This is a genomic window from Sulfitobacter sp. (assembly GCF_036960155.1).
In the GTDB taxonomy this organism is placed as follows: Bacteria; Pseudomonadota; Alphaproteobacteria; order Rhodobacterales; family Rhodobacteraceae; genus Sulfitobacter.
This window is the reverse complement of the sequence record NZ_JBALWB010000015.1, coordinates 1-25,557: the sequence shown is the minus strand read 5'-3', so window position 1 is coordinate 25,557 and position 25,557 is coordinate 1. Positions and strand designations below refer to the sequence as shown.

Here is a 25,557-nt window from a genome sequence, read left to right as displayed (position 1 = left end):
GTTGCTGCAGCATTATTGAGGTATTAAGGTCTGCTACGCGGACAAAGTGTGAATTCGCTGCGCTTGCGCCAATGTCTGCTTCTTGCATGGTGGCTCGTTATAGTTCGACCAAGCGTTCTTCCACTGCGATGGATTGAAGAACGGGTCAGTTTGCCATGCCGAACGGCATACAGGCAAGTCTACCGTGTCTTACGATCTGTCTTTCCTCGAACACTTTAGGCAGTTGGTGATCAAAACACGACCGACAGCAACTTCGATCAAGGCTTCTTTTGCGCCTCACTATTGATCGGAGAGCCGTTTGCCGAGCCTTTGATCGGTTGAACCAGCATCCAGTCAAGCCATAAGTCACGCGTTGTCCGGAACTGCTCGATACCGATCGACATTTCCTCGTGGCCCGCTTTTGGCTGCGCCTTGTAGGTCCCAAGCAACCTGTCCCACCAAGGAAGGTTGAAGCCAAAATTGCTGTTAGTCTCCTCTGGTATGATCGAATGATGGACGCGATGCATATCTGGCGTGACCACAATCAAGCGGAGGAAACGGTCTACAAGTATCGGCAGCCGGATATTGGAGTGGTTGAACATCGCAGTTGCGTTCAACAGGACCTCGAAGATTAACACTGCCACAGCAGGCGGGCCCAAAGCCATAACTACAGCCAGCTTGATCCCCATCGACAGCAAAATTTCAACCGGATGAAACCGCAAGCCTGTGGTGACATCAAACTCGAGGTCAGCGTGATGCATACGGTGCAACCGCCACAACACGGGCACCGCATGGAACATGACGTGCTGCAGATAGATTACCAAATCAAGCACGACGATCGAGACGAGAACCGCAACCCACCCCGGCGCTTCGATGACATTGAACAGCCCCCAGTCGCGGTCCTGAGCAATCACAGCCAATCCAACCGCAAGGATCGGGAAACTTAATCGCAACACTATGGTATCAATCACCACAAGTCCCAGATTGTTCGTCCAGCGGATCACCCGCGGAATCTCTCGCCTACGCCGGGGTGCTGCAAGTTCCCATAGGGCCATAGCGACGAGAACGCCGAGAAACACGATGAGTCGTAGTTGCGGTTCACTGGCAAGAAGGGATTCTGTCATCGGTTCTGTTGGAGCTTTCGTATTGCGGTCCGCACGGCGCGAACGTCAGGTAACGGTAAACTGGCCCATCATACCAGCGTCTTCATGCTCGAGGATATGGCAGTGAAACATGAACGGTGCCTTGCGGCTTGCGGGCTGATCGAACCGGGCGAGGATCTCGGCCTCGCCAGGCACCAGTACGGTGTCTTTCCAGCCGGTGTTCTCGGGTCGCGGAGGGCCGCCGTTCTCCGTCACGACCCTAAACCGCACGCCATGGACGTGAAACGGATGCGCGACCATGCTGCTGCGGATTTGCCAGCGTTCTACGGTTCCCTGAGCGACCTCAAAATCGATCCGATCCATCTCGTAGGGGCGCCCGTTGATGGCAAAGCCACCGCCACCCATCATCATGCCGCCCATGCCCATGTCGAGCGAGACCTGCCTGGTGGTTGCAATCTCGGCACCCGACAGGTTCTCGAGTGCACCGTCCAGTTGTTCTGGCAGGCGAGTAATCCGGGTGGCGAGCGTCGTGTCAGTCTCGAACTGCAGGACGCCGTAGGCTTGGCCCGGATCGCTCATCAATATCGGCGCTTTGTCACCGGAGAAATCGACAAGGATCTCGGCTCGCTCACCGGGCGCAAGGCGCAGAGTGTCGATTGAAACAGGCGCGGGGAGGAAACCGCCATCCGTCGCTACCAGATGCATCACGCGCATATCGTCGAAAAAGAGCGTGTAGATGCGGGCATTCGAGCCGTTCAGCAGGCGTAAGCGCACGATCCCTTGCGGCACAACACCCGTCGCGCCCGCCTGACCATTGACGAGCATCCGGTTCCCGGCAAACCCGTGCATTACGTCCATCATGGACGGGTTATAGACCATGCGTCCCGATGCATCGAAGCGTCGATCCTGTAAAACGAGCGTCAGATCGTCGATCCCGTATGTGGAGGGCAGACCCCGCGCATCGTCCTGCCCGTCCGTCACGTGGATGACTCCGGCCAGTCCAAAGTAAACCTGCTCCGAAGTTCGTTCATGGATATGCGAGTGATACCAGATCGTTGCCGGATCCTGTGCAATTGTCATCTCGGGCTGCCATGTGCCACCGGGTGCAATCGCAAGATGGGGGCCGCCGTCATGCTCTCCGGGGGCCAGAAGGCCGTGCCAATGCGTACTGATGGGCTCGTCGAGAGTATTCTTCACCTCGGCCGCGAGATCGCCGTTTTGCATCAGGATGGTCGGGCCCAAATACCCCTGATTGTAGCCCGCCGTCGGTGTGGCAGGCCCGCCGAAAAAGCTGCTGCTGCCTGACGTCGTCGTCAGGGACAGCCGCCCCGTCGCCCGCGTATCAAGAAGAGGCGGCATGGCGAGGCGCGCTGGCGGAGCTTGTCCCTGCGCAAAGGCGCGTCGGACCGGCGCTTGTGAAAGAACGCCAGCGGTCAGGATCGCTGCGGAGGTCGAAGTTAGGAACTGGCGTCTTTTCATATCGATCTCTCAAGGGTTGGGTTGAAGCATCGCCATGGTCTCGCTCGTCCTGCAAGGGTGGGACGCATCACGTATCATTCAGCCAGAAGCTTCTTGCGTTCAGTGAATTCGGTCGAATCGATCTCACCCTTGGCATAGCGTTCCTTTAGAAGCGACAAGGCGCGATCGTGCGCAGCGTGACTGTTTACGGCGGGACCGACTGCACCGAACAGGCGCAGGAGATATATTATCCCGGCAACGATCCCGACCACGATAAGTATCATGAAGATCGGCCCAAGCATCATTCCAAACCCTCCCCACTGGCTACCGCCCCACATCATGTCATGTCCATGATCGTAAAAGCCGTTGTGACTCGTGATTTCCCCAACCTGTGCCATCGCCGAAGTCGCTGCGACGCAGAGTGCGCCTGCCATGCTCGGGACAATCGCCTTATTCCTAAATTCCATCCTGTAACTCCTTTTGCGCGGCATCGACTGCGGCCACTTATTGCGTTTGGACTATATGAGCAAAACGGCGCGCAGACCTTGATGTGTATCAAGATGGCAGTGACGAAGTACTATACCATGCTGCTCAGATACGCGGGCGCGGATCGTGCGACGACTCTATTGGAATGGCCGCGCAAGACACTTTTTGGTGCAGTCTTTCCGGGCCAGCGTCTTCTAAACTCACCCATAAGGATGTCATTTCAGTGAGATACACCATCAATCACATGTCCAAAGACTCCACTTTCGACAACATTGACGCCCGCACTCGTCAAGCCCTTGCCGACCATGGCTTCGGCGTACTGACCGAGGTCGACGTCAAATTGAAGATGAAGCTCGATGTCGAGATGCCGGCCTATCGGAATATCGGTACCTGCAACCCGAAGGTGGCGCATCAGGCGATCGGGATCGACCCGGTGGCGCCGATGCAGGCGATAAAAAGCAGTGAATTTACAGCCGTTGCGGGCAAGGTCCGAGACATTATGGCGAAGTCCGTAGAGGCGATCTGAGATGAGTCTGCGCACCGCGATCCTGTCAGGAATGGCGATCCTCGGGATCGCCCTGCTCTGCATGTGGCAGTTCGCGCCATCGGTGTTAACCGAGGTCCGTGGGCTGTTGGACGCCGAGCGTCTCGATATGCTGGTGGCGCGCGCAGGCATTTGGGGGCCTGTCGTGATCGTCACTCTTATGACGGTCGCGGTCGTGGCCAGCCCGATCCCGAGCGCGCCGATCGCACTGGCCGCCGGGGCAGCCTACGGACATCTTTGGGGGACGGTGCAGGTCGTGATCGGTGCCGAGCTCGGGGCGCTGATCGCGTTCGGCTTGGCGCGAATTCTGGGGCATGATGTCTTGCGACGGGTGTTTGGTGATCGGGTTGATGCCGGTCTGCTTGGGTCGCAAACCGCATTGACGGCGACAGTCTTGGCCAGTCGCCTGATGCCATTCGTATCATTCGACATAATCAGCTACGCGGCAGGGCTCAGCAAACTTAACTCTTGGCGCTTCGCGCTTGCAACACTGGCAGGCATCATTCCGACAAGCTTCCTGCTCGCTCATTTCGGTGGCGAGGCGGTCAGCGGAGATCTCGGACGGGCGACATGGGCGGTGCTCGGCCTCGGGCTTGTGACCGGTTTGCCGCTGCTCTGGGTGGCGCTGCGGAAACAACCTGAAAAAGGAACTCCCGACCACCAAAGGAAATGACTTGAGCTTCCAGTCCCTGGAGGCGCTATATTACGATAGAATCAGAAAGGTTCGCACACCATGAACCACGATCACCATCACACTGCGTCCGAAATACCGACAGGAACCAAGACGGTGAAGGACCCGGTTTGCGGGATGGAGGTCGCGGTCAAGCCCGACGGGCGACACGCGGATTTGGAAGGCGAGACTTTCCATTTTTGCTCTGAAAGATGTCAAATCAAGTTCAAGGCCGACCCTTGGCACTACGCCTCGGGTCGGGCCGCAGAACAGACGAAGGCGGCACCCGCCGACGTCCAGTACACCTGCCCAATGCATCCTGAGATCATCCGCGACACGCCTGGGGCCTGCCCGATCTGCGGCATGGCGCTTGAGCCGATGCTGCCCACGGACGAGCCGAGCGAGGAGTTGACCGATTTCACCCGCCGAATGTGGATCTCGGCGGCTGCGGCGGTGCCGCTGATCGTCCTGACAATGGGAGGAATGGTTGGCCTTCCGGTGCGCGACTGGATCGGGCATCAGATGACAAGCTATCTGGAATTTGTGCTGGCCACGCCAATTGTGCTTTGGGCGGCATGGCCATTTTTCAAGCGGGGCTGGGATTCCGTTGTGAACCGCTCGCCAAACATGTGGACGCTGATCAGCCTTGGTGTTTCCGCAGCCTATCTCTATTCGATCTTCGCCACGTTTCTGCCGGGCCTTTTCCCCGAACAATATCGTATGGGCCAAGCCGTCGGCACATACTTCGAGGCGTCGGTGGTGATCGTAGCATTGGTCTTTGTTGGTCAGGTCCTGGAACTGCGGGCGCGCGAACGTACGGGTGACGCGATCCGCGCACTTTTGGACCTCGCGCCCAAAACCGCGCGGCGGATCCTGCCGGACGGCAATGAATACGACGCGCCGCTCGAAAACATCATGGAGGGCGATCGTCTGCGTGTGCGCCCCGGTGATGCGGTCCCGGTGGATGGAACGGTGATCGAGGGGCGTTCCAGCTTGGACGAAAGCATGCTGACTGGCGAGGCGATGCCCGTCGAGAAAGGCCCCGGCGATGCGGTGACTGGCGCCACAATCAACAAGAACGGTTCTCTGGTAATGGAAGCGGGCAAAGTAGGTGTTGATACCGTATTGGCGCAGATCGTGACCATGGTGTCGAACGCACGGCGGTCTCGTGCCCCGATTCAGGGACTGGCGGATCGGGTCTCAGCTATATTTGTTCCAACGGTCGTGGGTGCCGCAATCTTTGCCTTTGCGATGTGGATGATCTTCGGACCCGAACCCGCACTGGTTTTTGCTATCGCTTCAGCCGTCTCTGTGTTGATCATCGCATGCCCCTGTGCGCTGGGGTTGGCCACGCCGATCTCGATTACCACAGCGGCGGGACGCGGAGCGCAGGCGGGCGTGCTGATCAAGGACGCCGAGGCGTTGGAACGCATGGCAAGCGTCGATACGTTGATCGTAGACAAGACTGGCACGCTGACCATGGGCAAGCCGACGCTGACTAACACAGTATCGCTGGGGGATATAGCCGAAACAGACCTGCTGTCGCTGGCCGCGGCACTTGAACGCGGGTCCGAGCATCCTCTGGCTGAAGCGATTGTTGAAGGGGCTGAAGCGGCGGGCGCAGCGCGTCAAGATGCATCCGAATTTGAGGCCATCACTGGCAAGGGCGTGCGCGGACAGATCGGTCGACGCGCCGTCGCGCTTGGCAACACCGCGATGATGCAAGAAATGGGGTTGGACACGGGTGCTGCCGAGGCACAGGCCGATGCCTTGCGCGCCGAGGGCAAGACAGCGATGTTCATCGCGGTCGATGGGGCGCTGGTGGGCATCGTGGCCGTGGCCGACCCGATTAAGGACAGCACTGCGCAGGCGATAAGGGAACTCCACGCCCAGGGGCTGCGCGTCATCATGGCGACGGGCGACAACGAACGCACGGCGCAGGCGGTTGCGGGCAAGCTCGGCATCGACGAGGTGCGTGCAGGCGTCCTGCCGGAAGACAAGAAGGACCTGATCGACCAATTGCGGAGGGACGGTCACAAGATTGCCATGGCAGGTGATGGCGTGAACGACGCGCCCGCGCTGGCCGCCGCCGATGTCGGCATTGCCATGGGTACCGGTGCCGACGTAGCGATGGAAAGCGCCGGGATCACCCTGCTTGGCGGCGATCTGATGGGGATTGTGCGGGCGCGCAAGTTGGCGCGGGCGACCCTGCGCAACATCAAGCAGAACCTGTTCTTCGCCTTCGCCTACAACACGCTTGGAGTGCCCATTGCGGCGGGGTTGCTCTACCCCGTCACGGGCCTTCTACTCTCACCGATGATCGCGGCGGCCGCGATGAGCCTATCGTCCGTCTCCGTCATCAGTAACGCGCTTCGCCTTTGGCGGGTTGATCTTTAGAGGAGAACATCTGTGGAAGAGCTGAAACCAACATTCGCCGCGTCGCAAAATCTTTGCATTTTGGGCTCGAAGCCGACTTTCGCTGCGGTTGCAAACGAAATCACCGCCAAATCGGAAGGCGAGAGGCGGCAATGCGGACAAAGTTGCCGTTGCAGTAGATGGATCTAATGTCAGCTTTTTCAATTTGTGGAAAAGGGTTATGATGGTTGAATGAAAACACTCGTAACACTTCTACGCGCCGTCAATGTTGGCGGAACTGGCAAGCTGCCCATGGCCGAGTTGCGCTCCATGGCGGAAGCGCTAGGCTTGACCGACGTGCGAACCTACATTCAATCTGGTAATCTTGTATTCTCTTCCGCTGACGATCTAGCGTCCGTGAAAGAGGCACTTGAGAAAAAACTTGAAACGTATGCAGGCAAGCCTGTTGGCGTCATCGTTCGCACTGCTCAAGAGATGCAGGCAATACTTGACGCAAACCCTTTCCCAAATGCCGAACCAAGCAAGGTTGGCGTTCTCTTCCTCGATGCCTCTCCCCCTTCAACAACAATCGACGAGACAAAGGGACCAGCTGATGAAAAAATCGAACTCGGGGAGCGCGAGATTTTCATTCACTATCCGTCTGGGATGGGACGAACAAAATTACGGTTAGCAGCAATGTCCGCAGGCACCGTCCGCAACATCAATACGGTCTCAAAACTCGTAAAAATGTCAACTACTTCACAAGGCTTCACTCGCAAAAGCTGACATTTGTCCACATCGCAGTATCGGTCGAATTGGGCTCTTTACTGCCGTTCGCTGCTGTTGAAAGTGCCACGTGCTGCCAAACGTCTGCTTTCTCATACGTTGAACCTATACTTCGCAACTGCGGCGAAGTACCGCTTCCCGCCCGACCTGTTGAATAAGCATGTCCGCTTTGGGCTGGGAGCTGCCGTTAGACACCATTTGCATCAATGGCAGCTATGCGCAGATAGTGTGCTTTGCAAAGTCTCGCGAACGGCCCAAACCTGCCGTTCGCGGCATCGGTCGTCGCCACAGCGCAGCTTTCTCTTTGCAGACATTCGTTCATCGCGCAGCATCGTAGGAAGGCCAAACTACACACTGCGGACTTAGTGTGGAATCATGTTCATTTGGTTGGTCTTGCAGTAAGGTATGCAACGGTCTTTTGAAGACCTAAATCCTATTAAGGGAAATAACTGATGAAATATATTACATTAGCCGTCGCTGCATTAACATTGTCTGCTTGTGCGTCTGCTCCATTGATCCCGCTGGATGATCCACGCCGGGCCGCCGCCGACGCTCGCATTGCGAACACGATTTTTGCGGCTTCGGGGATTGCGGGGATTGCCTATGTGGGTGCTGCAGGTAGGGATGATGGGGCGAACCTGTCCTATGATCGGCTATACACGACCCCAGTAGAGCTTGCGGCGGCTCCTGAAAAGGTCTGTGCCAGCTTGGGTGGCACCGTTGATACGGTCAGCGACGAGGAAACCCCGGGTGGGTTGGTCCCAGATAATTTCCGCGTACTTTTTATAAACTGCAACGTATAAGACGGCTCCGTACTATGTAACACGAACGGCCCAAAGCCGACCTTAGAGGCAAGAAGCTTTAAGGTCCGCCTCTGGGGACGAGACCAAAAGTTAAACACCCCTGCATCCTGTCAAAAGATTGCGTGTGTAGTCATGCAGGGCATGGGAGGCGTCATGCATCAGGCCGGGCCGGTATCCATCCAATCGACCTTCATTTAGCTCAACAAAGTTTGCATCCGCGTCCATAAATGGAGGGCAAACCATCCGTAAGTCGGACATCAATGACGTCAGCGTGGTGACATATTGAGGCAACTCACAGTGAGCTGCCAGAATATCCCTACTCATCGCGGATTCACGAAAGAAATGACCCGTAATATCGCTCCCGTTTGAAAACCGGATTGGGTATCTTAGCTCTTCTACCGCTCGTTCCAAAATGCCAATGGTTGAGCCGAGATTAGAGGCCGAGACACAACGTTCAACATACTCAACCTCATCACCGTCAAACTTTCCGCCGTTGAAAACCATACAAACGAAAGCATATCCACGATCTTGATTCTGTTTGAATGCTTTGTTCCGCTTTCCGAACTTTTGAAAACTCTTTGGCACCTTCAGTTTTTTGAAGTCGCCTTTGGTCATGTTCAAGGCGATAAACGCCAATGCGGCGGCCAAACGACTGCTGAGAAATAATTCCTTAGATCCCGATTGTATTGAAAGAATGTGTGCCGCTGTATTGTATTCGATCAGGTCGTGATTGTAAGCCAAAGCATTGAACTCAGCATTGGCACGGTGCATTTCTACAATTCGAGGACCCTCTTCGGGGTGTGAGTTAATCGCGGTGATGGCCGTTCCGATTTCCGCCGCTATCGCCCGTACCTCTAGCAAGGCACCCACGGAAACCGGTTGCCTGGCAAAGTTCCTTCTCGAAGGATTTTCTCCATATCGCGCCATGAATATTGGCTTGTCTTCGCGGACGCTTCCGTCTGGGTCAATTTCTGCACCAGAGACATAGTCGATTGTCCATGGCCTTGCATTACTATGCGGGGCAGAGGGAGCGTTGGAGAAACGATAATATGACGGGGAGAGAACCCGGCGATCTTTATCGAAGAGATTTATAATATTCGGAAATTCTGTCTCAACGCCACGTTCAAATGCACGGTAGGCACGACAAATTGACCCAATGTAATCTCGTCCCCAGACGGTTCCAAAGAAGTCAAACCAGTGGGTCATCTCATGGCAAAGGACCTGAAGGTCATGTCTAGCGGGCATCAAATCTCCCGCTTTCAGAGCGTCTCTAACACGTTTCGTTTGAAAACAGCCCACTTCTACAATCGTCGAATGGGGGGTAAATGAACCAGCAGAAATTTGGTTGGGAAAAGTGGCCGTTTGTAACTGTCGTTGATCTTTTTGGGCCTGGGTAAAAGTATGTACGGAACTATTAATGAATGGCATTTTGCATCCTTTCGAACTCATCAAAAAACAGATGACACTGAAGTGCTATTGGCGGCAAGAACATTGCGCGGACCACAAGATACAACACCGCATTGCAGATCTTGATGCACTGCGCAGCGAAAGTCCGGTTCCCCCAAATGTGTAAAACGGCTATGTCTGCTTTGGGCTGGGAGCGGTCATCTATCTGGTAGAGGCGGACGGTCGCTTAGTCCGCAGAGCCGACCTAGCTCTCAACAAAACCAACGGCAGCTCTGAGTCAGAAGGGAAGGTAGTTTTTTGAAAGGCTAGCAGAAATTTTACCGCTTGGTCTAAAAACGCATAAGGTTCAATATGACAAATAGGGTGAAGAATTTCTAGAAGGGTGAGGGGCAGGGGTCAGTCTTTTCCTGGGGAAATGCGGCTGAGGTTTTGTTTTTCCTGCATAAGCGTGTTCATGTCTGGCTTTAGTCCAACGCTTTCATCAAATATTTGTCCTAAGCAAAATGTCGATGCGAATATTTTCTTGTGATCCGACAGTGCGGCGTTGATCTACGTTACCTTTCAACCTTCGAATGGCGCTGCGGACGAGATGTCCAGCATCTTGAGCGATGATCCCGTCAAGCGTGCGAGTGCGAAGCGCATGCTCTGTGTAAGGTGTGCGTTCATGGGCGATCTTGGTGATGGATGGGTCAATGTCCAGATCATAAAGAATGCTGAGCGGTTTGCGTGCTTCAGATGCCATAACGTAAATTCCAACGGTGTCAGGGTTGCTTGCAAGGCTGGCAGCGATGATCTCGCCCGCGCGGATTTCATTGCCATAGGTTTCGAGCGACGGCAGGACGCGTAGCTGTTCAAAGCCCGCGTTCATTTCCTCATCAAAGCCCAGACGACGCTCGAGGCTGTCGCGCGACTGCATGCTTTCCGCGATTACCATGATTGAGCCTGCTTTGGGCCCAATGAATTGTCCGAGCAGTAGCGCGGCGGTTGCCCCTGCTGCACGGTTGTTTATCCCAACCCAGTCAGCATCCATCATCGTTTGGTTTGATATAAAGGGCAGAGCTGCAACCCCGCGATCTTGAAGGCGTGAAATCGCGTCGCGCACCTGTGGGGTTTCTGGCGACATAATCGCGACGCCAGTCACCTCATTTGGGGACAGGCTATCTAAAAAATCTGAAATGCTGTGCGGATCATTTTCATTGATATGCCTTACGTCACAAAAGATATGGTCGGTTGAGAAGATTTCCGCAGCCTCTTCTATGTGTTGCACAATGCGTTCTAAAAACTGATCCCCTGATCGAGGTAGAGCAAAGATAAAGCGATAACTTTGAGATTTCGCCAAATTTGCTGCCTGTAAATTGCGAACGAATCCCAGATCTTTGATGGCCTGTTGCACGCGATCGACGGTCTTTTGCTTTACGCCATCGCGGTCATTCAAGACGCGATCGACAGTTGCGCGACTAACGCCAGCCGCTTTTGCGAGATCTTTCGTTGTCGGCCTGAGCATGAGTTTTTGCGGCGCCATTCTGGGTCTTTCTTCTAATTTATCAGGCTTTTGCCAACCTGCAATCGTAAGAGCAATGTAGCATAGTTACGATCAAGATATCAAAAGATGAGGCACGTGTCTCATTTTTATGTTGTTTTGAGACACGTGCCTCATTATGAAGGCTTTCATGAGAGGGCGCGACGAGGAGGTCGGCCCAAGCAAATCCTTGGGAGGATAAATTCATGAAAATGAAACTGATGATGCACGCCGCGGCTGGTGCAATGATGGCAACTGGAGCTTTGGCTGACGGTCATGCAACGGATTTGACGCTGTGCTGGGCCGCTTGGGACCCCGCAAATTCACTGATTGAACTGAGCAAAGATTTTGAAGAGCAGTCTGGCCACACCATGAACTTCGAGTTCGTTCCTTGGACCAGTTTTGCGGATCGTATGCTGAACGAGTTGAATTCGGGCGGGCAATTGTGTGATCTGATGATCGGCGACAGCCAGTGGATCGGCGGCGGCGCTGAAAACGGTCACTACGTAAAGCTGAACGATTTCTTTGATGCGAACGGCATTAGTATGGACGATTTCTTACCAGCGACCGTAACCGGTTATGCTGAATGGCCAAAGAACACTCCGAACTATTACGCGCTGCCTGCTTATGCTGACGTTGTTGGTTGGACCTACCGCAAAGATTGGTTTGAGCGTCCAGAGCTTCAGACCGAATTCATGGACACCTATGGCTACGCGCTGGCCGCACCAGAAACCCTTGGCCAGTTGAAAGACATCGCTGAGTTCTTCCAGGGGCGCGACATTGACGGCACGACAGTTTACGGCGCTGCTATCTACACCGAGCGTGGGTCCGAGGGCATCACGATGGGCGTCACAAACGCGCTCTATAACTTCGGTTTCGAATATGAAAACCCTGATCAGCCGTATGATTTAGAAGGGTTCGTGAATTCCGAAGGCGCGGTTGCGGGCCTTGAGTTCTATAAGGAACTTTATGACGTTGGTACGCCTCCGGGTTCGTCCAACTGGTATATGGGCGAAAACATTGACGCTTTCCGTTCCGGTCAGGTTGCAATGCAGATGAACTTTGCGTTCGTGTGGCCCGGTGTGGAAGCTGATGAAACAGTTGGTGGCGGTAACTCTGGATACTTCCCGAACCCAGCAGGTCCCGCTGGTCAGTTCGCCCAGCTTGGTGGACAGGGTATTTCGGTTGTTGCATATTCTGAAAAGCAGGACGCGGCGCTGGAATACATCCAGTGGTTTGCCCAGCCTGAAGTTCAGCAGCGTTGGTGGGATCTGGGCGGTGCATCTGCATTGCGCGCGGTGGTCGAAGCCCCTGACTTCGCAACCAGCCAACCGTATGCACAGACGTTCCTCGATAGCATGGCGATCGTCAAAGACTTCTGGGCAGAGCCTGCCTACGCGGACCTTCTGATTGCCACGCAGGAACGTATGCACAGCTACGTCATTGCTGGCGAAGGCACTGCGCAAGAAGCACTTGACGGTTTGGTTCGTGATTGGTCCGAAGTCTTCGAGGACGAAGGCAAGTTGTAACCGCCTCCCTGTCGGATGCCCTTCCTGAGTTGGGCGTCTGGTACTCCCCCTCCAATCGATATCAACACGTCGGTTGGAGGGGGCTTTTGCCTAATAATTTATACGTCACGGGCCGCATTCGCGTCTGAAGGAATTCCGATATGACAGACTCCCCCATCGATAGGGTCGCCGCCAAAACTCCGGACGGCGTAGCCCGCCGCATCAAGGGCCTCTCGGACCGCACCATCGCGTGGATATTCGTCGCGCCGACAGTGTTCTTACTGCTGGCCGTGAACATCTTTCCGCTGATCTGGACGATCCGCCTTAGCTTCACCAACTTTCGTGTGAACCGCCCCAACAATGATGTCGAATGGGTGGGCCTGCGCAATTATCAACGCATTTTGACCGACCCTGATGTGTGGAACACCATGCAGGCGACGGCGCATTTCCTGATCTGGACGATCACGTTACAGGTGCTGATCGGCTTTACGCTGGCCTACCTGATCAACAAAAAATTCAAAGGCAACGATATGTGGACGACCATCATCGTGTTTCCGATGATGCTGTCCCCTGCGGTTGTCGGTAACTTCTGGACGTTTCTATACCAACCGCAAATTGGCCTATTTAACTACGTAGTCGCGTTCTTTACGGGCGCTGATCCGGCCAGCTTTTCGATGATTGGTGATGTTCACCTCGCGCCTTGGGCCATTGTCATTGCAGACACCTGGATGTGGACGCCGTTTGTGATGCTGATCTGTTTGGCGGGGCTGCGATCGATCCCCGACAGCATTTATGAGGCCGCTGAATGTGACCGTGCCAGCAAATGGCGCCAATTCTGGACAATCACCATCCCGATGGCGCTGCCGTTCCTGATGTTAGCCGTGCTGTTTCGCGGGATAGAAAACTTCAAGATGTTCGATCTGGTCGTGCAACTGACGGGTGGAGGGCCAGGTAATACAACAACGCTGACCTCTATCGACCTCAAGCGTGAGGCGTTTGAGAAATGGCGAACGGGGTATTCAAGTGCTTATGCAGTGATCCTTTTTGTGACCGTCTTTGGCCTTGCCTCGATCTATGTCAAAGCCCTGAATAAGGTAAAAGAACGATGAGCTATTCAGCCACAGAGCCCACGAAGGGCACAAAATGGTTCGCCGGTATTGCCGTTGTTCTGTACGCGATCATCACCTTGATCCCACTTCTTTGGATTGTTGCGACGGGTTTCAAATCCCCCGCAGATTCTATTGCCTACCCACCCGTGGTGGTTTTCGAGCCGAGCTTGGAGGGGTATGTGAACCTGTTCACCGAACGGACGCGCGCGACACCGGATATGCTTGAGGCCGCAGGACCCGCAGTGACATGGTACGATGAAATCACACGCAATCGCGGTACGGTTATCTCCGGCCCATCGCGCTACGGTGAGCGGTTCTTGAACTCGGTCATCATCGGGTTTGGATCTACGTTACTTTGTATGATCTTGGGCACGGCTGCGGCCTACGCGTTCAGCCGCTTTAAGGTACCGCTTAAGGATGATTTGTTGTTCTTCATCCTGTCTACGCGGATGATGCCACCCATCGCGGTCGCCATTCCGATCTTCCTGATGTTCCGCAACTTGGGGCTAAACGACACGCATCTTGGCATGATCCTGCTTTACACGGCGGTGAACCTGTCGCTCTCCGTCTGGCTCCTTAAAGGATTCATTGACGAGATTCCGATCGAGTACGAAGAGGCGGCCCTGATTGACGGCTACACACGGTTTCAGGCGTTCTACAAAGTGGTCCTGCCGCAGGCGGCCACGGGTATCGCGTCCACGGCAATCTTCTGTCTGATCTTTGCATGGAACGAATACGCCTTTGCGGTTCTGCTGACGTCCGGCACGGCGCAAACAGCGCCACCGTTCATCCCCACAATCATCGGCACCAGCGGTAAAGACTGGCCAGCTGTTGCGGCGGGTGCGACGATCTTTCTCGTGCCTGTTATGGTCTTCACCATCCTGCTTCGCAAACATCTGTTGCGCGGGATCACATTCGGGGCGGTTCGCAAATGATCACCTATCTAAGCACCTTCATAAGAGGCCTTGTGCGGTTTCGCCGCGGGTCGTGGGAAATGCTGGCGACCATTCTGATTGCATTGGGGGTCTTCATGTTGATGCAGCCCTTTCTGCTGGGCCTCTACAGCTACTCCTTCATCGTAACCCTTGTCGGCACGGTGATGTTCATCATCGTCAGCCATTTCCCGGAGTGAGCAATGGCACAAATTAGAATTGAAAACGTGCGCAAGGATTTCGGATCGTTCAATGCGGTGAAATCCTCGACGTTCACGATTGAAGATGGCGAATTCTTCATGCTGCTTGGTCCTTCGGGCTGCGGTAAAACAACGACGCTACGGATGATGGCGGGGCTAGAGCTGCCGACATCGGGCGAGATTTACATTGATGGTGAGGAGGTCGGTCAAAAGCCAGCCAGCCAGCGTGACATTGCCTTCGTATTCCAGATGTTCGCTCTGTACCCGCACATGAATGTCGGCAAAAACATCAGCTATCCGTTGAGATGTCAGGGGATGCCAAAGGCGCAAGTCCGCAAAAAGGTGGGCGAGATCGCAGAAATTCTTGGCATTACGGACATTCTCAAGAAACCTGTTGGTGGGCTGTCTGGTGGTGATCGTCAGCGTGTCGCACTTGGTCGCGCGATCGTGCGCGACCCCAAGGCGTTCTTTATGGACGAGCCATTGGGCGCACTTGATGCAGGATTTCGCGAACACATGTCCGAAGAACTGCGCGCCCTGCATGATCGTATGAATGCAACGACGGTCTACGTCACACATGACCAGCTTGAGGCCATGCAGATGGGCGACAAGATTGTCGTGATGAACCACGGGTCCGTTGAACAATTCGGCGTGCCGCAAGAAATCTATGATTGGCCTGCAACAAAATTTGTCGCCCAATTTATCGGTTCACCCTGTATGAACTTTCTCGATTTCAAAGGTCAGGTTGCGGGCGGGCAGGCATCTATCCAGCTTGATAATGCTGTGCTGGATATGCCCAAATTGCTGGATGGTGCATCTGGTGACCTCACGTTTGGGGTGCGTCCAGAACATGTTCATCTTGATGATGCCGCCGCCTACCGGGGCAAAGTCGTCGCCACAGAATACCTTGGCACGACGCAGATCATCACGCTCGATACACCAAACGGTCAGATCAAAGCACGCGAGGCGGCTTTGAAAAATATCGCAGTGGGCGAGCAGGTTGGCCTGCGATTTGATGCGCGCACCGTAACTATTTTCGATGCATCGACAGGGCGCGCTTTGCGCAGTCATGCCAACCAAGGAGTGTTGTCCCATGGCTGAAGTAGCCCTTACGAATGTGTCCAAGTCCTTTGGTGCGGATATTGCGCTGAATGATGTTTCGATGATCATCCCCGACGGTTCATTTGTCGTTCTGCTTGGCCCTACGGGTGCAGGCAAAACGACGACACTGCGAATGGTGTCGGGCCTTGATAAGCCCGACACGGGCGGCATCACAATTGGTGGGCGTGACATGTCAGGGATGACGCCCGCACAACGTGATGTGACGATGGTGTTTCAGCAATACTCGCTTTACCCGCATCTGACTGTGCGCCAAAATCTTGAATTTCCTCTTAAATCGCCGATCTTGCGCACTCCACAGCCCGAAATTGACCGCAAAGTGAACGAGGTCGCCGAGGTCCTGCAGATCAGCCATAAGCTAGACAACAAAGCGACGGCCTTGTCAGGCGGAGAGATGCAGCGCGTATCGATTGGTCGTGCCTTGGTGCGCCAACCTTCGGTGTATCTTATGGATGAACCGCTGAGTTCGTTGGACGCCAAACTTCGCTCAGACTTGCGGATTGAATTGAAGGGCATTCAGGCGAATTCCGGTGCAACGCTACTGTACGTCACGCACGATCAGATTGAGGCGATGACAATGGCGACCCACGTAGGCGTTCTGGATCAGGGCAAGCTTGTGCAATTCGGCACGCCGCGTGAATTGTATGAAAACCCTGTCAGCGTTTACGCCGCCAGCCGTCTTGGTCAGCCACGCATTAATGTGCTGCCCGCCGATATCTTTGGCGGTGCACCTGTTGCGGCGACGCATATCGGTTTGCGCCCTGAACAGATTTTACAAGGGGAGGGCCAAGACAGCACCGTGCACCGTGTTGAACACCTTGGTGATCAAACGCGCCTGCATCTGTCATTCAAGTCGCATGATTTGATCACGGTCACAGACGCACACACCGATCTTAAAGCGGGCGACATCGTTAAAATTCGCCCGCACGAAGCACTCTATTTTGGCGCCGATGGCGCGCGCGTTGCGTAAGGGAAACCATGAAACAGTTTATTAACAAAAAAGAAGACATGGTGACAGACGCCATCAACGGAACGATTGCAGCCTCGGGCGGCAAGCTGACGCGCCTTGACGGCTACCCACATATCCGTGTTGTGGTGCGCAATGATTGGGACAAGTCCAAAGTTGCATTGGTGTCGGGTGGCGGGTCTGGTCATGAACCCGCGCATGCGGGTTTTGTCGGGGCTGGCATGTTGACGGCGGCGGTTTGCGGTGACGTATTTGCCTCCCCATCAGCAGACGCTGTTCTGGCTGGCATATTGGCCGTGACGGGACCGGCAGGGTGTCTGTTGATTGTTAAAAACTACACCGGTGATCGACTGAACTTTGGTCTTGCCGCCGAACGTGCACGCGCATTTGGACACAAGGTGTCGATGGTGATTTTGGACGATGACGTCGCGCTTCCAGATTTGCCACAAGCGCGCGGTTTGGCAGGTACTCTCTTTGTGCATAAAATCGCGGGAGCCCTGGCAGAGAACGGCGCGTCACTTGAGGAGTGCACCAAGGCCGCAAAGCGCGTGATCAAGAACAGCCGTAGTATTGGCATGTCATTGGACACCTGTACGGTACCAGGGTCGCCTAAAGAAAATCGCATTCCGGAAGGGATGGCCGAACTCGGTTTGGGCATTCACGGCGAAGCAGGGGTCCAACAGGTTGCATCATCTGGCGCGAAAGACGCCGTTACAAAAGTTGTGGAAAAGCTTGCCGCGACAATGGCAGATGCGCCGTACTGCGTGTTGATCAACAACCTAGGTGGTGCATCCGTTTTGGAAATGTCGATCCTGACACAGGACCTTTTGGAGTCGGACATCGGGGATCGCATCAAATATATCGTTGGGCCGTCTGCGATGATGACTGCATTGGATATGCACGGTTTTTCGATATCTGTGGTTGAGTTAACGAAAGATGATGACACGTTATTATTGCGGCCCGTCGATGTTGTTGGTTGGCCGGGCTGCAACTCGCGAGTGGCCTCAAAAGTACTTCCGTTGCCTGACGGTCTGTCGCCGATCCGCACGCCCGCGTCGCCACATCCCGCAACGAAAGCATTCCTGACAACGTGCTGTGAGATTTTGATAGCATCCGAGGCCGATCTAAACGTCTTGGACGCGAAGTCTGGTGACGGTGATACAGGATCAACGCTTGCTACAGCCGCCAATGCTTTGATTGAGGCAATGGACACATTACCATTGGCAGATCAAACCCAACTTTATCGCGCGATCGGGTTAGAATTGAGCCAGACGATGGGCGGGTCTTCCGGCGTGTTGTTGGCGATCTTCTTTGCGGCGGCGGGGGATGCATCGGCATCGGGGCAGTCAATGCGTGCCGCTTTGCAGGCTGGACTGGAACGGATGCGCCAAGTTGGCGGTGCGAACCCAGGTGATCGAACAATGGTGGATGCGTTGGCACCTGCGCTTGACGCGCTGGATGCAGGCATCACGTCTGCGGCGAGTGCTGCGCGCAAGGGTGCAGACTACACAGCAACTTTGACAACCGCAAAGGCGGGCCGCGCAACGTATATCAACGCTGAACAGCTGGAGGGCCACATTGACCCAGGTGCAGAAGCTGTTGCCCGCCTGTTCGAGCACTTGGCATCGTGAAACATCAATTGCGCACAGCGCTGAACACGGTTCTTGCACAGAGAGTGCAAGAACATAATCTGGTCGGGTTGGTCCATCGCGCGCGAGGTACGCACGAGGGTTCTGTCGCAAAGTTTTTGGCCGACCGAAACCCGTCTTCACTGGACACACTTATTCAGCGAGGGCAGTGAACTGCTTGAATACGGAGGTGCCCGTCTGGTCTAGTTGGCCCTTGCGGATCATGTGCGCGGTTTCGATTCCGGCTAACGTAGCAGCCGCTGAATGGAACGCTTTGAAGCCGAGCATTGGCCGCGTAATCCGCTTGATAAAGCGATGATTCTGCTCGACGATATTGTTGAGATATTTGGATTGAACGATACCAATGATCCGACCAACTCCTGTGAATTTGAGGATGACGTTTAGACTTTGCAGACCAGCCAAATTGGCACCGCTCTTGTCGAGGGCAATCCGATCTGGGACGCCGTTGGTACCGACGGCACGCTTGAAGAACCTACGCGCAGCGGCGGTATCGCGGCGCTCCGACAGCATGAAATCAAGCGTTTGCCCGTCCCGATCTACGGCACGGTACAGATATGTCCACTTGCCGCGAACTTTGATGTATGTCTCGTCCATCCGCCAAGAGACAGTTGTCGGCCTCTTTCTAGTCTGGGCATGTGCAGCAATCAGCGGCGAGAATTTCACTACCCAGCGGTTCAGCGTGGCATGGTCGATTACAACGCCGCGTTCGGCCATGATCTCTTCGAGATCGCGATACGAGACACCGTAGCGGACATAGAAAAACACCGCGTACAGAATCACGCTCTTCGGGAAATGGTTCCCTTTGAATTCAATCGTCAAGGTTGGGCACTCGTTTTCAAACTCAGACACCAGCAACTACCATGCGCGCTCCAGCCCAACAAACTCCAAAACTTTGCGACAGAACCATTCGAAATGGTCATCGATGGAACGCAGACCAGCGCAGCACTTGCAGATCAGGTGAAAAGCCTTGATTGGAAAGTGAGAAAAGCAAAGCGAAAAGGCCAAGTTACCTCAACGGAGCTTGCAGAGGTGCGCGCCAAATCCGTGGCCTTAATCCAGGGGTGAGGTATATTTTCTGTCCACATTTGTAGTATTATTAATGTAAATCAAAGCGTTACCAAAAAACCTGTAATCTATCTTATGTAATATAACTCTATGAACTGAGTGTTGAATGCCCTCAGGGTAATCGCCACGCGTGCGTGGCTCAAGTCCAGCACCGCGAGTGTATAAGACGCAAACTCGGACAGGTCCGGTGCCCCTTCGACCAGCAGTCTGTCCGGCGCGATCCGCCACGTGGTGACGCCGTCAATGGTCTGTGGATGACGGTAGTTCTGCTGAGATCAGACCAGATGCCCCCCCTTCAGAACAACCCAACGTTCCACCGGATAAATAGTCCAGCATGAGATGACCCATAACAACTGACAGCGTTTCAACTGCACGTTCGGGACCAACAATGCGTTCGACGGTTTTCAGGTACGTTGAAAGTGATAGTTGCATCGCCTCATCCGACGCAATTTCCGCGGGGTTTTTCCCACGCAGGTATTCAAATACCAAAGCCATCTCTGGTCCGAAATCGCCCTGCATAGAATCCACTAACACCTGCAACTGTGCCGCCTCCGTCGTTGCTTCATCTAGAGGGGCCTCTTCAACTCGGCTCATGACAGATTCAGTAGACGCCACGAACAGCGACTCTTTGGTCGGAAAGTAATGATACAAAGCACTCTTTGACATGCCGAGATGTTGGGCAATGCTGCGCATGCCAACGCCAGCATAGCCATGTTTCGAAAAGAACCTTGCCGCGCGTTCGGCGAGATCCTTCCTATATTTGTCTCGATCAACAATTTTGGGCATTAGGTATCTCGTCCATGTGGTCGAAAACAATTGACAGACTGCGGCGGTATCGTCTAGGCATCATTAAATAGTCCGGATGGTCGATAAAAATGCCTGATCCATACCTTGCTGCGAAATTCCTGCATTTTCTCGCTGTGACCCTGATGGTGGGGGCAACTGTGATCAATGGCTTGATTCATGCTCAGGCAAAGGAATCGACACCCCTCGAAGCATCGGCATTGTTGAAGGCAGTACTGTTGGTCAACCGGTTGATAATGGGTCCATCATTGCTGACTATCCCCCTATCCGGCTATTGGTTGATGACTTTAACCGGCTACGGACTGGCAGAAATATGGCTATCCATATCAGTTGTCTTGAGCATCTTTTTGATTGCCGCCTATCTGCTTGGGCTTCGGTTGGAGCGCCGATTGCACAGTATTGCAAATCAGGCCGCTACCATCCACGACAGCGTTCTACCCGCTGACTATGACCGCTCATTCTTGAAAGCCGCGCCCATCGGCTTTGGCGCATTGGTGATGTCCTTAGCGGCTTTTTCCCTCATGATCTTCAAGCCGTTTTAAGGAGTATCTAATGGCCGATTCCGGTGGTGTTAATCGCGATTATGATAGATCATTTTCGCAAAAACTAAGCTTCGCTTTGATCCATGCTTGCATCGTTGCAACCTGCATTTGGCTGGCTTTTGGATCGATTGATTGGCCTAATCCGATGCGCGCACGCCTTCTCGCGCTCTGCGCCATCTTGTATTGGGCGCGACACTGCGTGACTTTGTTTGTGCTGCTCAAGCGGCAAGTCGCATATTCCGAAGTGTTTGGTCTTTCAGTTTTTATGGCAATTTTTGAAATTGGTTTTGTGCTACTCGGTGCGGGCATCCTTGACGATGCCCCGACGCAGCTTGGCAGCTTGGACGGGATAGCCGTCGCGCTGGTTCTGCTGGGGTCATATCTGAACACGGGATCCGAGCTCCAACGCTGGCAATGGAAGAAAAAACCATCGTCAAAGGGCCATTGCTACACCGACGGGTTGTTTGGATATGCAACGCATATCAACTACTTTGGTGACAGTGTTTTATTTACCGGTTGGGCCATACTGGCGGCATCCATGTTCGCTTGGGGCATCCCGGTCTTCGTGACAGCAGGCTTCGTGTTCTTTCACGTCCCAGCTTTGGATAGATATCTGTCGAAGCGTACGGCGTAGAATTTGATGAATACGCCGCCAAGACTGCCAAGCTCGTTCCATCCATCTACTGAGGTGTCTGCTGGCCGTTCTCGGGTTAACGCCATTGATACGTTCTGGCCGTTCAACCTACGTCGCCTTTTGACTCACCCCTCGCTTAAGGTTTTGGATTTTCTAGCAGACGAACAGCGCTACGAAGTAGAGGCGCGAAAATAGATACACGGGCGGGCTTCGGTTCTCGCCCGTGTATCAGTTTATTCGGCGACGAAAGTTTGCCAATCCTCCCAGCTCAAAGCCTCAGGCGCTTTTCTGGAGCGCGTCGAAACCATCGTTTTGCACTGCATAGGGTTCGAACGCATCATCCAGTTCAGAGTGGAAGATGTGGTTGGAGTAGTTGCTCAGCGTCTTTACCGAAACGGCTAAAACGATCTCCATGATTTGACGTTCTTCATAACCGGCCGTTAAGAATGCTGTGGCCTCGGCTTTTGTGATCAATCCGCGTGACAGAAAGATGCGCGCCGTGAATGATGCAAGTGCGTCCAGTTTTTCATCGGCCAAGGCTGCGCCTGATCGCGCGGCTGCAAGAGTGTCAGCATCAAGCTTCGCGACCTTGTCTGCGATCATGCTGTGCGCGGCAGTACAATAGTCACAACCATTCTCTCGGCTGATGACAAGGAAGATCAATTCCTGTTCGACTGGCGTGAAGCCTGAGCTTTGCCGAAAGGCATCGTAACCATGGGCATAAGTGCTCAGATAGCCGCCTGAATTGGCCATCGTTCGATACATGTTTGGTACAAATCCCAGTTTTGCTTGGGTGGCGTCGATGATCTTTTTGGCGACACCAGTTGCGGCTTTGTTGGACATAGGGGGTAGTCCTATTTTGTATTCGGCGGTCATCGTATTTTCCTTATTGGGGGGGGTGAAGTGATTTCTTACCGCGCCCGGGCGAATGAGTTCGCCGGCGCAATTGGTGAGATTATTGATTTTGTTGATGCCGATCAGGCCAAAACGCTTGCGTTTTGAACCGGATAATCCGTGTATCCTGTAGCACCACCACCATAAAGTGTTGCAGGGTCAACTTCGTTCAAGTTTGCATTCTGCGCTAGCCTTTCGACTAAGTCGGGGTTGGCAATAAATGGACGACCAAAGGCAACAAGGTCGACCTCACCTGATCCGACCGCTTTTGCCGCAAGGCCGCGATTGTATCCATTGTTGGCCATGTAGGTCCCCTTGAACAACGCTCGAAGCGTGGCAATGTCTGCACCTTTGGGCAGTTCGCGGGTACCGCCAGTTTCGCCTTCAACAAGGTGCAGATAGGCAAGTCCGAATTTGTCTACACTTTTGATGACATGGGAAAACGTCGCCATCGGGTCGCTGTCACTGATGCCCCCAGCACTAGAGAAGGGGCTTAGGCGAATGCCAATGCGACCAGCCGGCCAAATTTCGGTCAATGCCTCAAGCACTTCAACCAGAATTCTGCTGCGGTTTTCAACCGAACCCCCATATGCATCGGTGCGCTTGTTCGACCCATCGCGCAGGAATTGATCCAACAAGTAGCCGTTTGCGGCATGCAGTTCGATCCCATCAAACCCGGCGTTTTTGGCATTGATGGCGGCCTTGCGGTAATCATCAACGATCCGTGCCATTTCGAATAGATCCAGCGCGCGTGGCGTCGATGTCGGAACTAAAGCTTGCCCATCAAAGGTGTGTGCCTCGGCCGCCAGTTCTGAGGGCGCAACGGGTGCCTGTTCGTTAGGCTGAAGCGACGTGTGAGAAATGCGCCCCACATGCCAAAGTTGAACAAAAATGCGGCCCTGTTTTGCGTGGACAGCATCGGTAACCTGTTTCCATCCTGCAACCTGTGCGTCGCTATAGATGCCGGGTGTCCAGGCATAGCCTTTGCCTTCGGGCGAAATTTGTGAGGCTTCGGTGATAATCAGCCCTGCACTTGCGCGTTGCGCGTAATATTCCGCATTGGGCACATGGGGCACATCGCCAACAGGCAATGCCCGGTTTCGGGTCAGCGGTGCCATCACAACGCGGTTGGGCAGGTCAAGATCACCCAAACGCAGGCCGTCAAATAAGGTGGGGTAAGTCATCTTAGTATCCTTTGGGTTAAGTCAGTGGGCGGAAGCGGGCTGCAAGTGAGTTGATTTGAGACTGGTCTGACTACGGCGCACGAGCCGGGCAAAAACCATGACATGGGTGACGATCAACAAGGGCACCAAGAAAGTTGGGATGTACCAAGCGGCACCAAAATGCGGGACAGCGTCGACTTGGCGCAGTGCATTTAGCAAATCGAGCGTGCCGACAATGCTGAATACCCAGACCAACGTGAAGGCCGATGCCCAGTTTCTGTGCAGCGCGACCAGTGCCAATATGGCAAGAAGGCCGCTGGCAAAGTCTCCGTAGCCTGCCCCCATTGCAAAGGTCCTTGGCATCGCCTCACTGACGACTGCCGGGGTTAGAAATGTCAGACCAATGTGGCGAAAGGCATGTGGAAGGATCAATGTTGCCAATGCAAATTGCGTTGATTTTTCAGACAGCCATGGCGCGACGTACCATCTGGCGATGAGGGCAAAGACAATTACGCTCAGGACAAATTGAATGCCAAAGATCCCGACGGTTTCCATAGTTTGTACTCCAAGTTCAGGGGGCATTTTGGATCGCTTCGGCCAAACCCAACACGGTATCGGGTTTGGCCGTTTCTTTTCGGTGTGGACGCTTATGGCTTGGCGTTTTCGTCCAAGAACTCGATCATTTGACTCGCAATCTCGCTGCCATATTCCTCAAGTGCAAAGTGACCTGTGTCGAGCAAGTGGAACTCCAAATTCTCTAGGTCGCGTTTGTAAGGATGCGCGCCATCGGCCGGGAAAATGTGGTCATTCTTGCCCCACATCAGCAACGTTGGTGGCTGGTGTTCGCGAAACAGGGCCTGCCATTTAGGATATTCGGCAACGTTGGTTCCGTAATCCAAGAACATCTCAAGCTGGACTTCCTGATTGCCGGGGCGGTCTAACAGGTATTGAACATGCCAAAAGTTGTCCGGGCTGATTGCCTCGGAATTTTGTGTGCCGTGGGTGAACTGCCACTTGGTTGCATCAATTCCCAGAAAGCCGCGCAACGGGTCGCCATTTTCAGCAGAGGGATCGGCCCAGTAGGCTTTGAGTGGATCCCAGAATTGCTTCAAGCCTTCCTCGTAGGCGTTCCCATTTTGAATGATGAAACCGGAGACCCTTTCAGGATGTTCTGCAAACATGCGGAACCCGACAGGCGCGCCGTAATCCATCAAGTAGACAGAGTAATTTCCAACGTTCTTCAGGTCCAGCAATTGGGTAATCATATCTGCTGTGTTGGCAAACGAGTATTCGTAATCGGCAGCGTCCGGCATGTCGGAGGCACCGTAGCCTAGATAATCAGGGGCAATGACGTGATAGTCTTTGGCCAGCTCGGGGATCAGGTTACGAAACATGTGTGATGAGGTCGGAAATCCATGCAGCAGCAATACGGTCGGGTTCGAAGGGTCTCCGGCCTCGCGGTAGGCAATGCTCTGGCCGTCAATGATTTCTGAGCGAAATGATGCTTGTGTGGCGTCTGACCTAACGACGGTTTCTGCTGCCATGGCAGACGAGGGGGTCATGAAAGGTGATGCGATGACAAGCGCCAGAAGGCTCGCGCTTAGGGTTGATTTAAAGGCATAGGACATTTGGGTTTCTTCCTTGTTTGTGTAGAAATGAAGTAGGTTTATGGGCTGGGAATGGCGCGAGGATCAGTCGTTCTGACCAAGCGTCAATCTCAGCTTTTCGTTTTCGAATTTCAGGCGGGACAATTCCGCACGTAAAGGTTCAAGCTGTGGTTCCAGTTCTTCCATCGTCATCCGTTGCGGGATGTGCTGCGGGCAATTCCAATCGAGTGCCTCGACCGTGATGACAACCGCGC

The 25,557-nt window shown here is 54.2% G+C and carries 26 protein-coding genes; 15 read left to right on the top strand and 11 right to left on the bottom strand.

Going from position 1 to position 25,557, the window contains the following annotated elements; genetic code table 11:
• Nucleotides 1-257: 257 nt before the first annotated feature.
• The 3 genes from V7775_RS21005 to V7775_RS20995 all read right to left on the bottom strand — a co-directional run bounded on the left by V7775_RS21005 (nucleotide 258) and on the right by V7775_RS20995 (nucleotide 3,007).
• The gene (locus V7775_RS21005; RefSeq protein WP_443070152.1) at nucleotides 258-1,103 is read right to left on the bottom strand and encodes a sterol desaturase family protein; all 846 of its coding nucleotides are present in this window, start codon (nucleotides 1,101-1,103) and stop codon (nucleotides 258-260) included.
• Between the two features lie 45 nt (nucleotides 1,104-1,148).
• Nucleotides 1,149-2,561, bottom strand: a complete 1,413-nt coding sequence (locus V7775_RS21000) for a multicopper oxidase family protein (protein WP_335753888.1) — start codon at nucleotides 2,559-2,561, stop codon at nucleotides 1,149-1,151.
• Nucleotides 2,562-2,635: 74 nt separating this feature from the next.
• Nucleotides 2,636-3,007 (bottom strand): SHOCT domain-containing protein, encoded by a 372-nt coding sequence (locus V7775_RS20995; RefSeq protein WP_335753887.1) that lies wholly within the window; start codon nucleotides 3,005-3,007, stop codon nucleotides 2,636-2,638.
• 242 nt (nucleotides 3,008-3,249) lie between these two features.
• Here V7775_RS20995 and V7775_RS20990 point away from each other — a divergent pair, with 242 nt between their 5' ends.
• From V7775_RS20990 to V7775_RS20970, 5 genes are all read left to right on the top strand, one after another.
• Nucleotides 3,250-3,552 carry a DUF302 domain-containing protein gene (locus V7775_RS20990; protein WP_335753886.1) on the top strand — a complete coding sequence of 101 codons (303 nt, stop codon included), beginning with the start codon at nucleotides 3,250-3,252 and terminating at the stop codon, nucleotides 3,550-3,552.
• A 1-nt stretch (nucleotide 3,553) separates the two neighbouring features.
• Nucleotides 3,554-4,243 carry a TVP38/TMEM64 family protein gene (locus V7775_RS20985; RefSeq protein ID WP_335753885.1) on the top strand — a complete coding sequence of 230 codons (690 nt, stop codon included), beginning with the start codon at nucleotides 3,554-3,556 and terminating at the stop codon, nucleotides 4,241-4,243.
• A gap of 60 nt (nucleotides 4,244-4,303) precedes the next feature.
• Nucleotides 4,304-6,637: a heavy metal translocating P-type ATPase gene (locus tag V7775_RS20980; protein WP_335753884.1), complete on the top strand. Its 2,334-nt coding sequence runs from the start codon at nucleotides 4,304-4,306 to the stop codon at nucleotides 6,635-6,637.
• 210 nt (nucleotides 6,638-6,847) lie between these two features.
• On the top strand, nucleotides 6,848-7,381 hold the full coding sequence (locus V7775_RS20975; RefSeq protein ID WP_335753883.1) for a DUF1697 domain-containing protein: 534 nt from the start codon (nucleotides 6,848-6,850) through the stop codon (nucleotides 7,379-7,381).
• A 452-nt stretch (nucleotides 7,382-7,833) separates the two neighbouring features.
• Nucleotides 7,834-8,184, top strand: a complete 351-nt coding sequence (locus V7775_RS20970; RefSeq protein WP_335753882.1) for a hypothetical protein — start codon at nucleotides 7,834-7,836, stop codon at nucleotides 8,182-8,184.
• Nucleotides 8,185-8,274: 90 nt separating this feature from the next.
• Here V7775_RS20970 and V7775_RS20965 read toward each other — a convergent pair whose 3' ends face one another.
• Together V7775_RS20965 and V7775_RS20960 are read right to left on the bottom strand one after the other, a co-directional pair.
• Nucleotides 8,275-9,612, bottom strand: a complete 1,338-nt coding sequence (locus V7775_RS20965; RefSeq protein ID WP_335753881.1) for a hypothetical protein — start codon at nucleotides 9,610-9,612, stop codon at nucleotides 8,275-8,277.
• A gap of 460 nt (nucleotides 9,613-10,072) precedes the next feature.
• Nucleotides 10,073-11,113, bottom strand: a complete 1,041-nt coding sequence (locus V7775_RS20960; RefSeq protein WP_335753880.1) for a LacI family DNA-binding transcriptional regulator — start codon at nucleotides 11,111-11,113, stop codon at nucleotides 10,073-10,075.
• Nucleotides 11,114-11,316: 203 nt separating this feature from the next.
• Here V7775_RS20960 and V7775_RS20955 point away from each other — a divergent pair, with 203 nt between their 5' ends.
• The 7 genes from V7775_RS20955 (at nucleotide 11,317) to V7775_RS20925 (ending at nucleotide 18,576) form a co-directional block, all read left to right on the top strand.
• Nucleotides 11,317-12,639 (top strand): ABC transporter substrate-binding protein, encoded by a 1,323-nt coding sequence (locus V7775_RS20955; RefSeq protein ID WP_335753879.1) that lies wholly within the window; start codon nucleotides 11,317-11,319, stop codon nucleotides 12,637-12,639.
• Nucleotides 12,640-12,779: 140 nt separating this feature from the next.
• Nucleotides 12,780-13,727, top strand: a complete 948-nt coding sequence (locus tag V7775_RS20950; RefSeq protein ID WP_335753878.1) for a carbohydrate ABC transporter permease — start codon at nucleotides 12,780-12,782, stop codon at nucleotides 13,725-13,727.
• The gene (locus V7775_RS20945; protein WP_335753877.1) at nucleotides 13,724-14,662 is read left to right on the top strand and encodes a carbohydrate ABC transporter permease; all 939 of its coding nucleotides are present in this window, start codon (nucleotides 13,724-13,726) and stop codon (nucleotides 14,660-14,662) included. Before V7775_RS20950 ends, V7775_RS20945 begins: the two co-directional genes overlap by 4 nt.
• On the top strand, nucleotides 14,659-14,859 hold the full coding sequence (locus tag V7775_RS20940; protein WP_335753876.1) for a hypothetical protein: 201 nt from the start codon (nucleotides 14,659-14,661) through the stop codon (nucleotides 14,857-14,859). The genes V7775_RS20945 and V7775_RS20940 overlap by 4 nt, the downstream gene beginning before the upstream one ends.
• Before the next feature lie 3 nt (nucleotides 14,860-14,862).
• Nucleotides 14,863-15,960: an ABC transporter ATP-binding protein gene (locus tag V7775_RS20935; RefSeq protein ID WP_335753875.1), complete on the top strand. Its 1,098-nt coding sequence runs from the start codon at nucleotides 14,863-14,865 to the stop codon at nucleotides 15,958-15,960.
• Nucleotides 15,953-16,948 carry an ABC transporter ATP-binding protein gene (locus V7775_RS20930; RefSeq protein ID WP_335753874.1) on the top strand — a complete coding sequence of 332 codons (996 nt, stop codon included), beginning with the start codon at nucleotides 15,953-15,955 and terminating at the stop codon, nucleotides 16,946-16,948. The genes V7775_RS20935 and V7775_RS20930 overlap by 8 nt, the downstream gene beginning before the upstream one ends.
• 8 nt (nucleotides 16,949-16,956) lie before the next feature.
• Nucleotides 16,957-18,576 carry a dihydroxyacetone kinase subunit DhaK gene (locus V7775_RS20925; protein ID WP_335753873.1) on the top strand — a complete coding sequence of 540 codons (1,620 nt, stop codon included), beginning with the start codon at nucleotides 16,957-16,959 and terminating at the stop codon, nucleotides 18,574-18,576.
• A 150-nt stretch (nucleotides 18,577-18,726) separates the two neighbouring features.
• Here the strand turns inward: V7775_RS20925 and V7775_RS20920 are convergent, their stop codons facing one another.
• Nucleotides 18,727-19,413 carry an IS6 family transposase gene (locus V7775_RS20920; RefSeq protein ID WP_335753966.1) on the bottom strand — a complete coding sequence of 229 codons (687 nt, stop codon included), beginning with the start codon at nucleotides 19,411-19,413 and terminating at the stop codon, nucleotides 18,727-18,729.
• 486 nt (nucleotides 19,414-19,899) lie between these two features.
• On the bottom strand, nucleotides 19,900-20,445 hold the full coding sequence (locus V7775_RS20915) for a TetR/AcrR family transcriptional regulator (RefSeq protein ID WP_335753872.1): 546 nt from the start codon (nucleotides 20,443-20,445) through the stop codon (nucleotides 19,900-19,902).
• Nucleotides 20,446-20,534: 89 nt separating this feature from the next.
• Between V7775_RS20915 and V7775_RS20910 the strand changes: the two genes are divergently transcribed.
• Genes V7775_RS20910 through V7775_RS20900 form a run of 3 tightly spaced genes read left to right on the top strand, consistent with a single transcriptional unit; the run spans nucleotide 20,535 to nucleotide 21,834 of the window.
• Nucleotides 20,535-21,005, top strand: coding sequence for a DUF2269 family protein (locus V7775_RS20910; RefSeq protein ID WP_335753871.1), 471 nt, complete (start codon nucleotides 20,535-20,537; stop codon nucleotides 21,003-21,005).
• Nucleotides 21,006-21,015: 10 nt separating this feature from the next.
• Nucleotides 21,016-21,639 (top strand): DUF1295 domain-containing protein, encoded by a 624-nt coding sequence (locus V7775_RS20905; RefSeq protein ID WP_335753870.1) that lies wholly within the window; start codon nucleotides 21,016-21,018, stop codon nucleotides 21,637-21,639.
• 6 nt (nucleotides 21,640-21,645) lie between these two features.
• Nucleotides 21,646-21,834 (top strand): hypothetical protein, encoded by a 189-nt coding sequence (locus V7775_RS20900; protein ID WP_335753869.1) that lies wholly within the window; start codon nucleotides 21,646-21,648, stop codon nucleotides 21,832-21,834.
• A gap of 81 nt (nucleotides 21,835-21,915) precedes the next feature.
• Here V7775_RS20900 and V7775_RS20895 read toward each other — a convergent pair whose 3' ends face one another.
• The 4 genes from V7775_RS20895 to V7775_RS20880 form a co-directional block, all read right to left on the bottom strand.
• Nucleotides 21,916-22,515: a carboxymuconolactone decarboxylase family protein gene (locus V7775_RS20895; RefSeq protein ID WP_335753868.1), complete on the bottom strand. Its 600-nt coding sequence runs from the start codon at nucleotides 22,513-22,515 to the stop codon at nucleotides 21,916-21,918.
• A 101-nt stretch (nucleotides 22,516-22,616) separates the two neighbouring features.
• The gene (locus tag V7775_RS20890) at nucleotides 22,617-23,717 is read right to left on the bottom strand and encodes an alkene reductase (protein ID WP_335753867.1); all 1,101 of its coding nucleotides are present in this window, start codon (nucleotides 23,715-23,717) and stop codon (nucleotides 22,617-22,619) included.
• A 21-nt stretch (nucleotides 23,718-23,738) separates the two neighbouring features.
• Nucleotides 23,739-24,251 (bottom strand): hypothetical protein, encoded by a 513-nt coding sequence (locus V7775_RS20885; protein WP_335753866.1) that lies wholly within the window; start codon nucleotides 24,249-24,251, stop codon nucleotides 23,739-23,741.
• 92 nt (nucleotides 24,252-24,343) lie between these two features.
• Nucleotides 24,344-25,324, bottom strand: a complete 981-nt coding sequence (locus tag V7775_RS20880) for an alpha/beta fold hydrolase (protein ID WP_335753865.1) — start codon at nucleotides 25,322-25,324, stop codon at nucleotides 24,344-24,346.
• Between the last annotated feature and the right edge of the window lie 233 nt (nucleotides 25,325-25,557).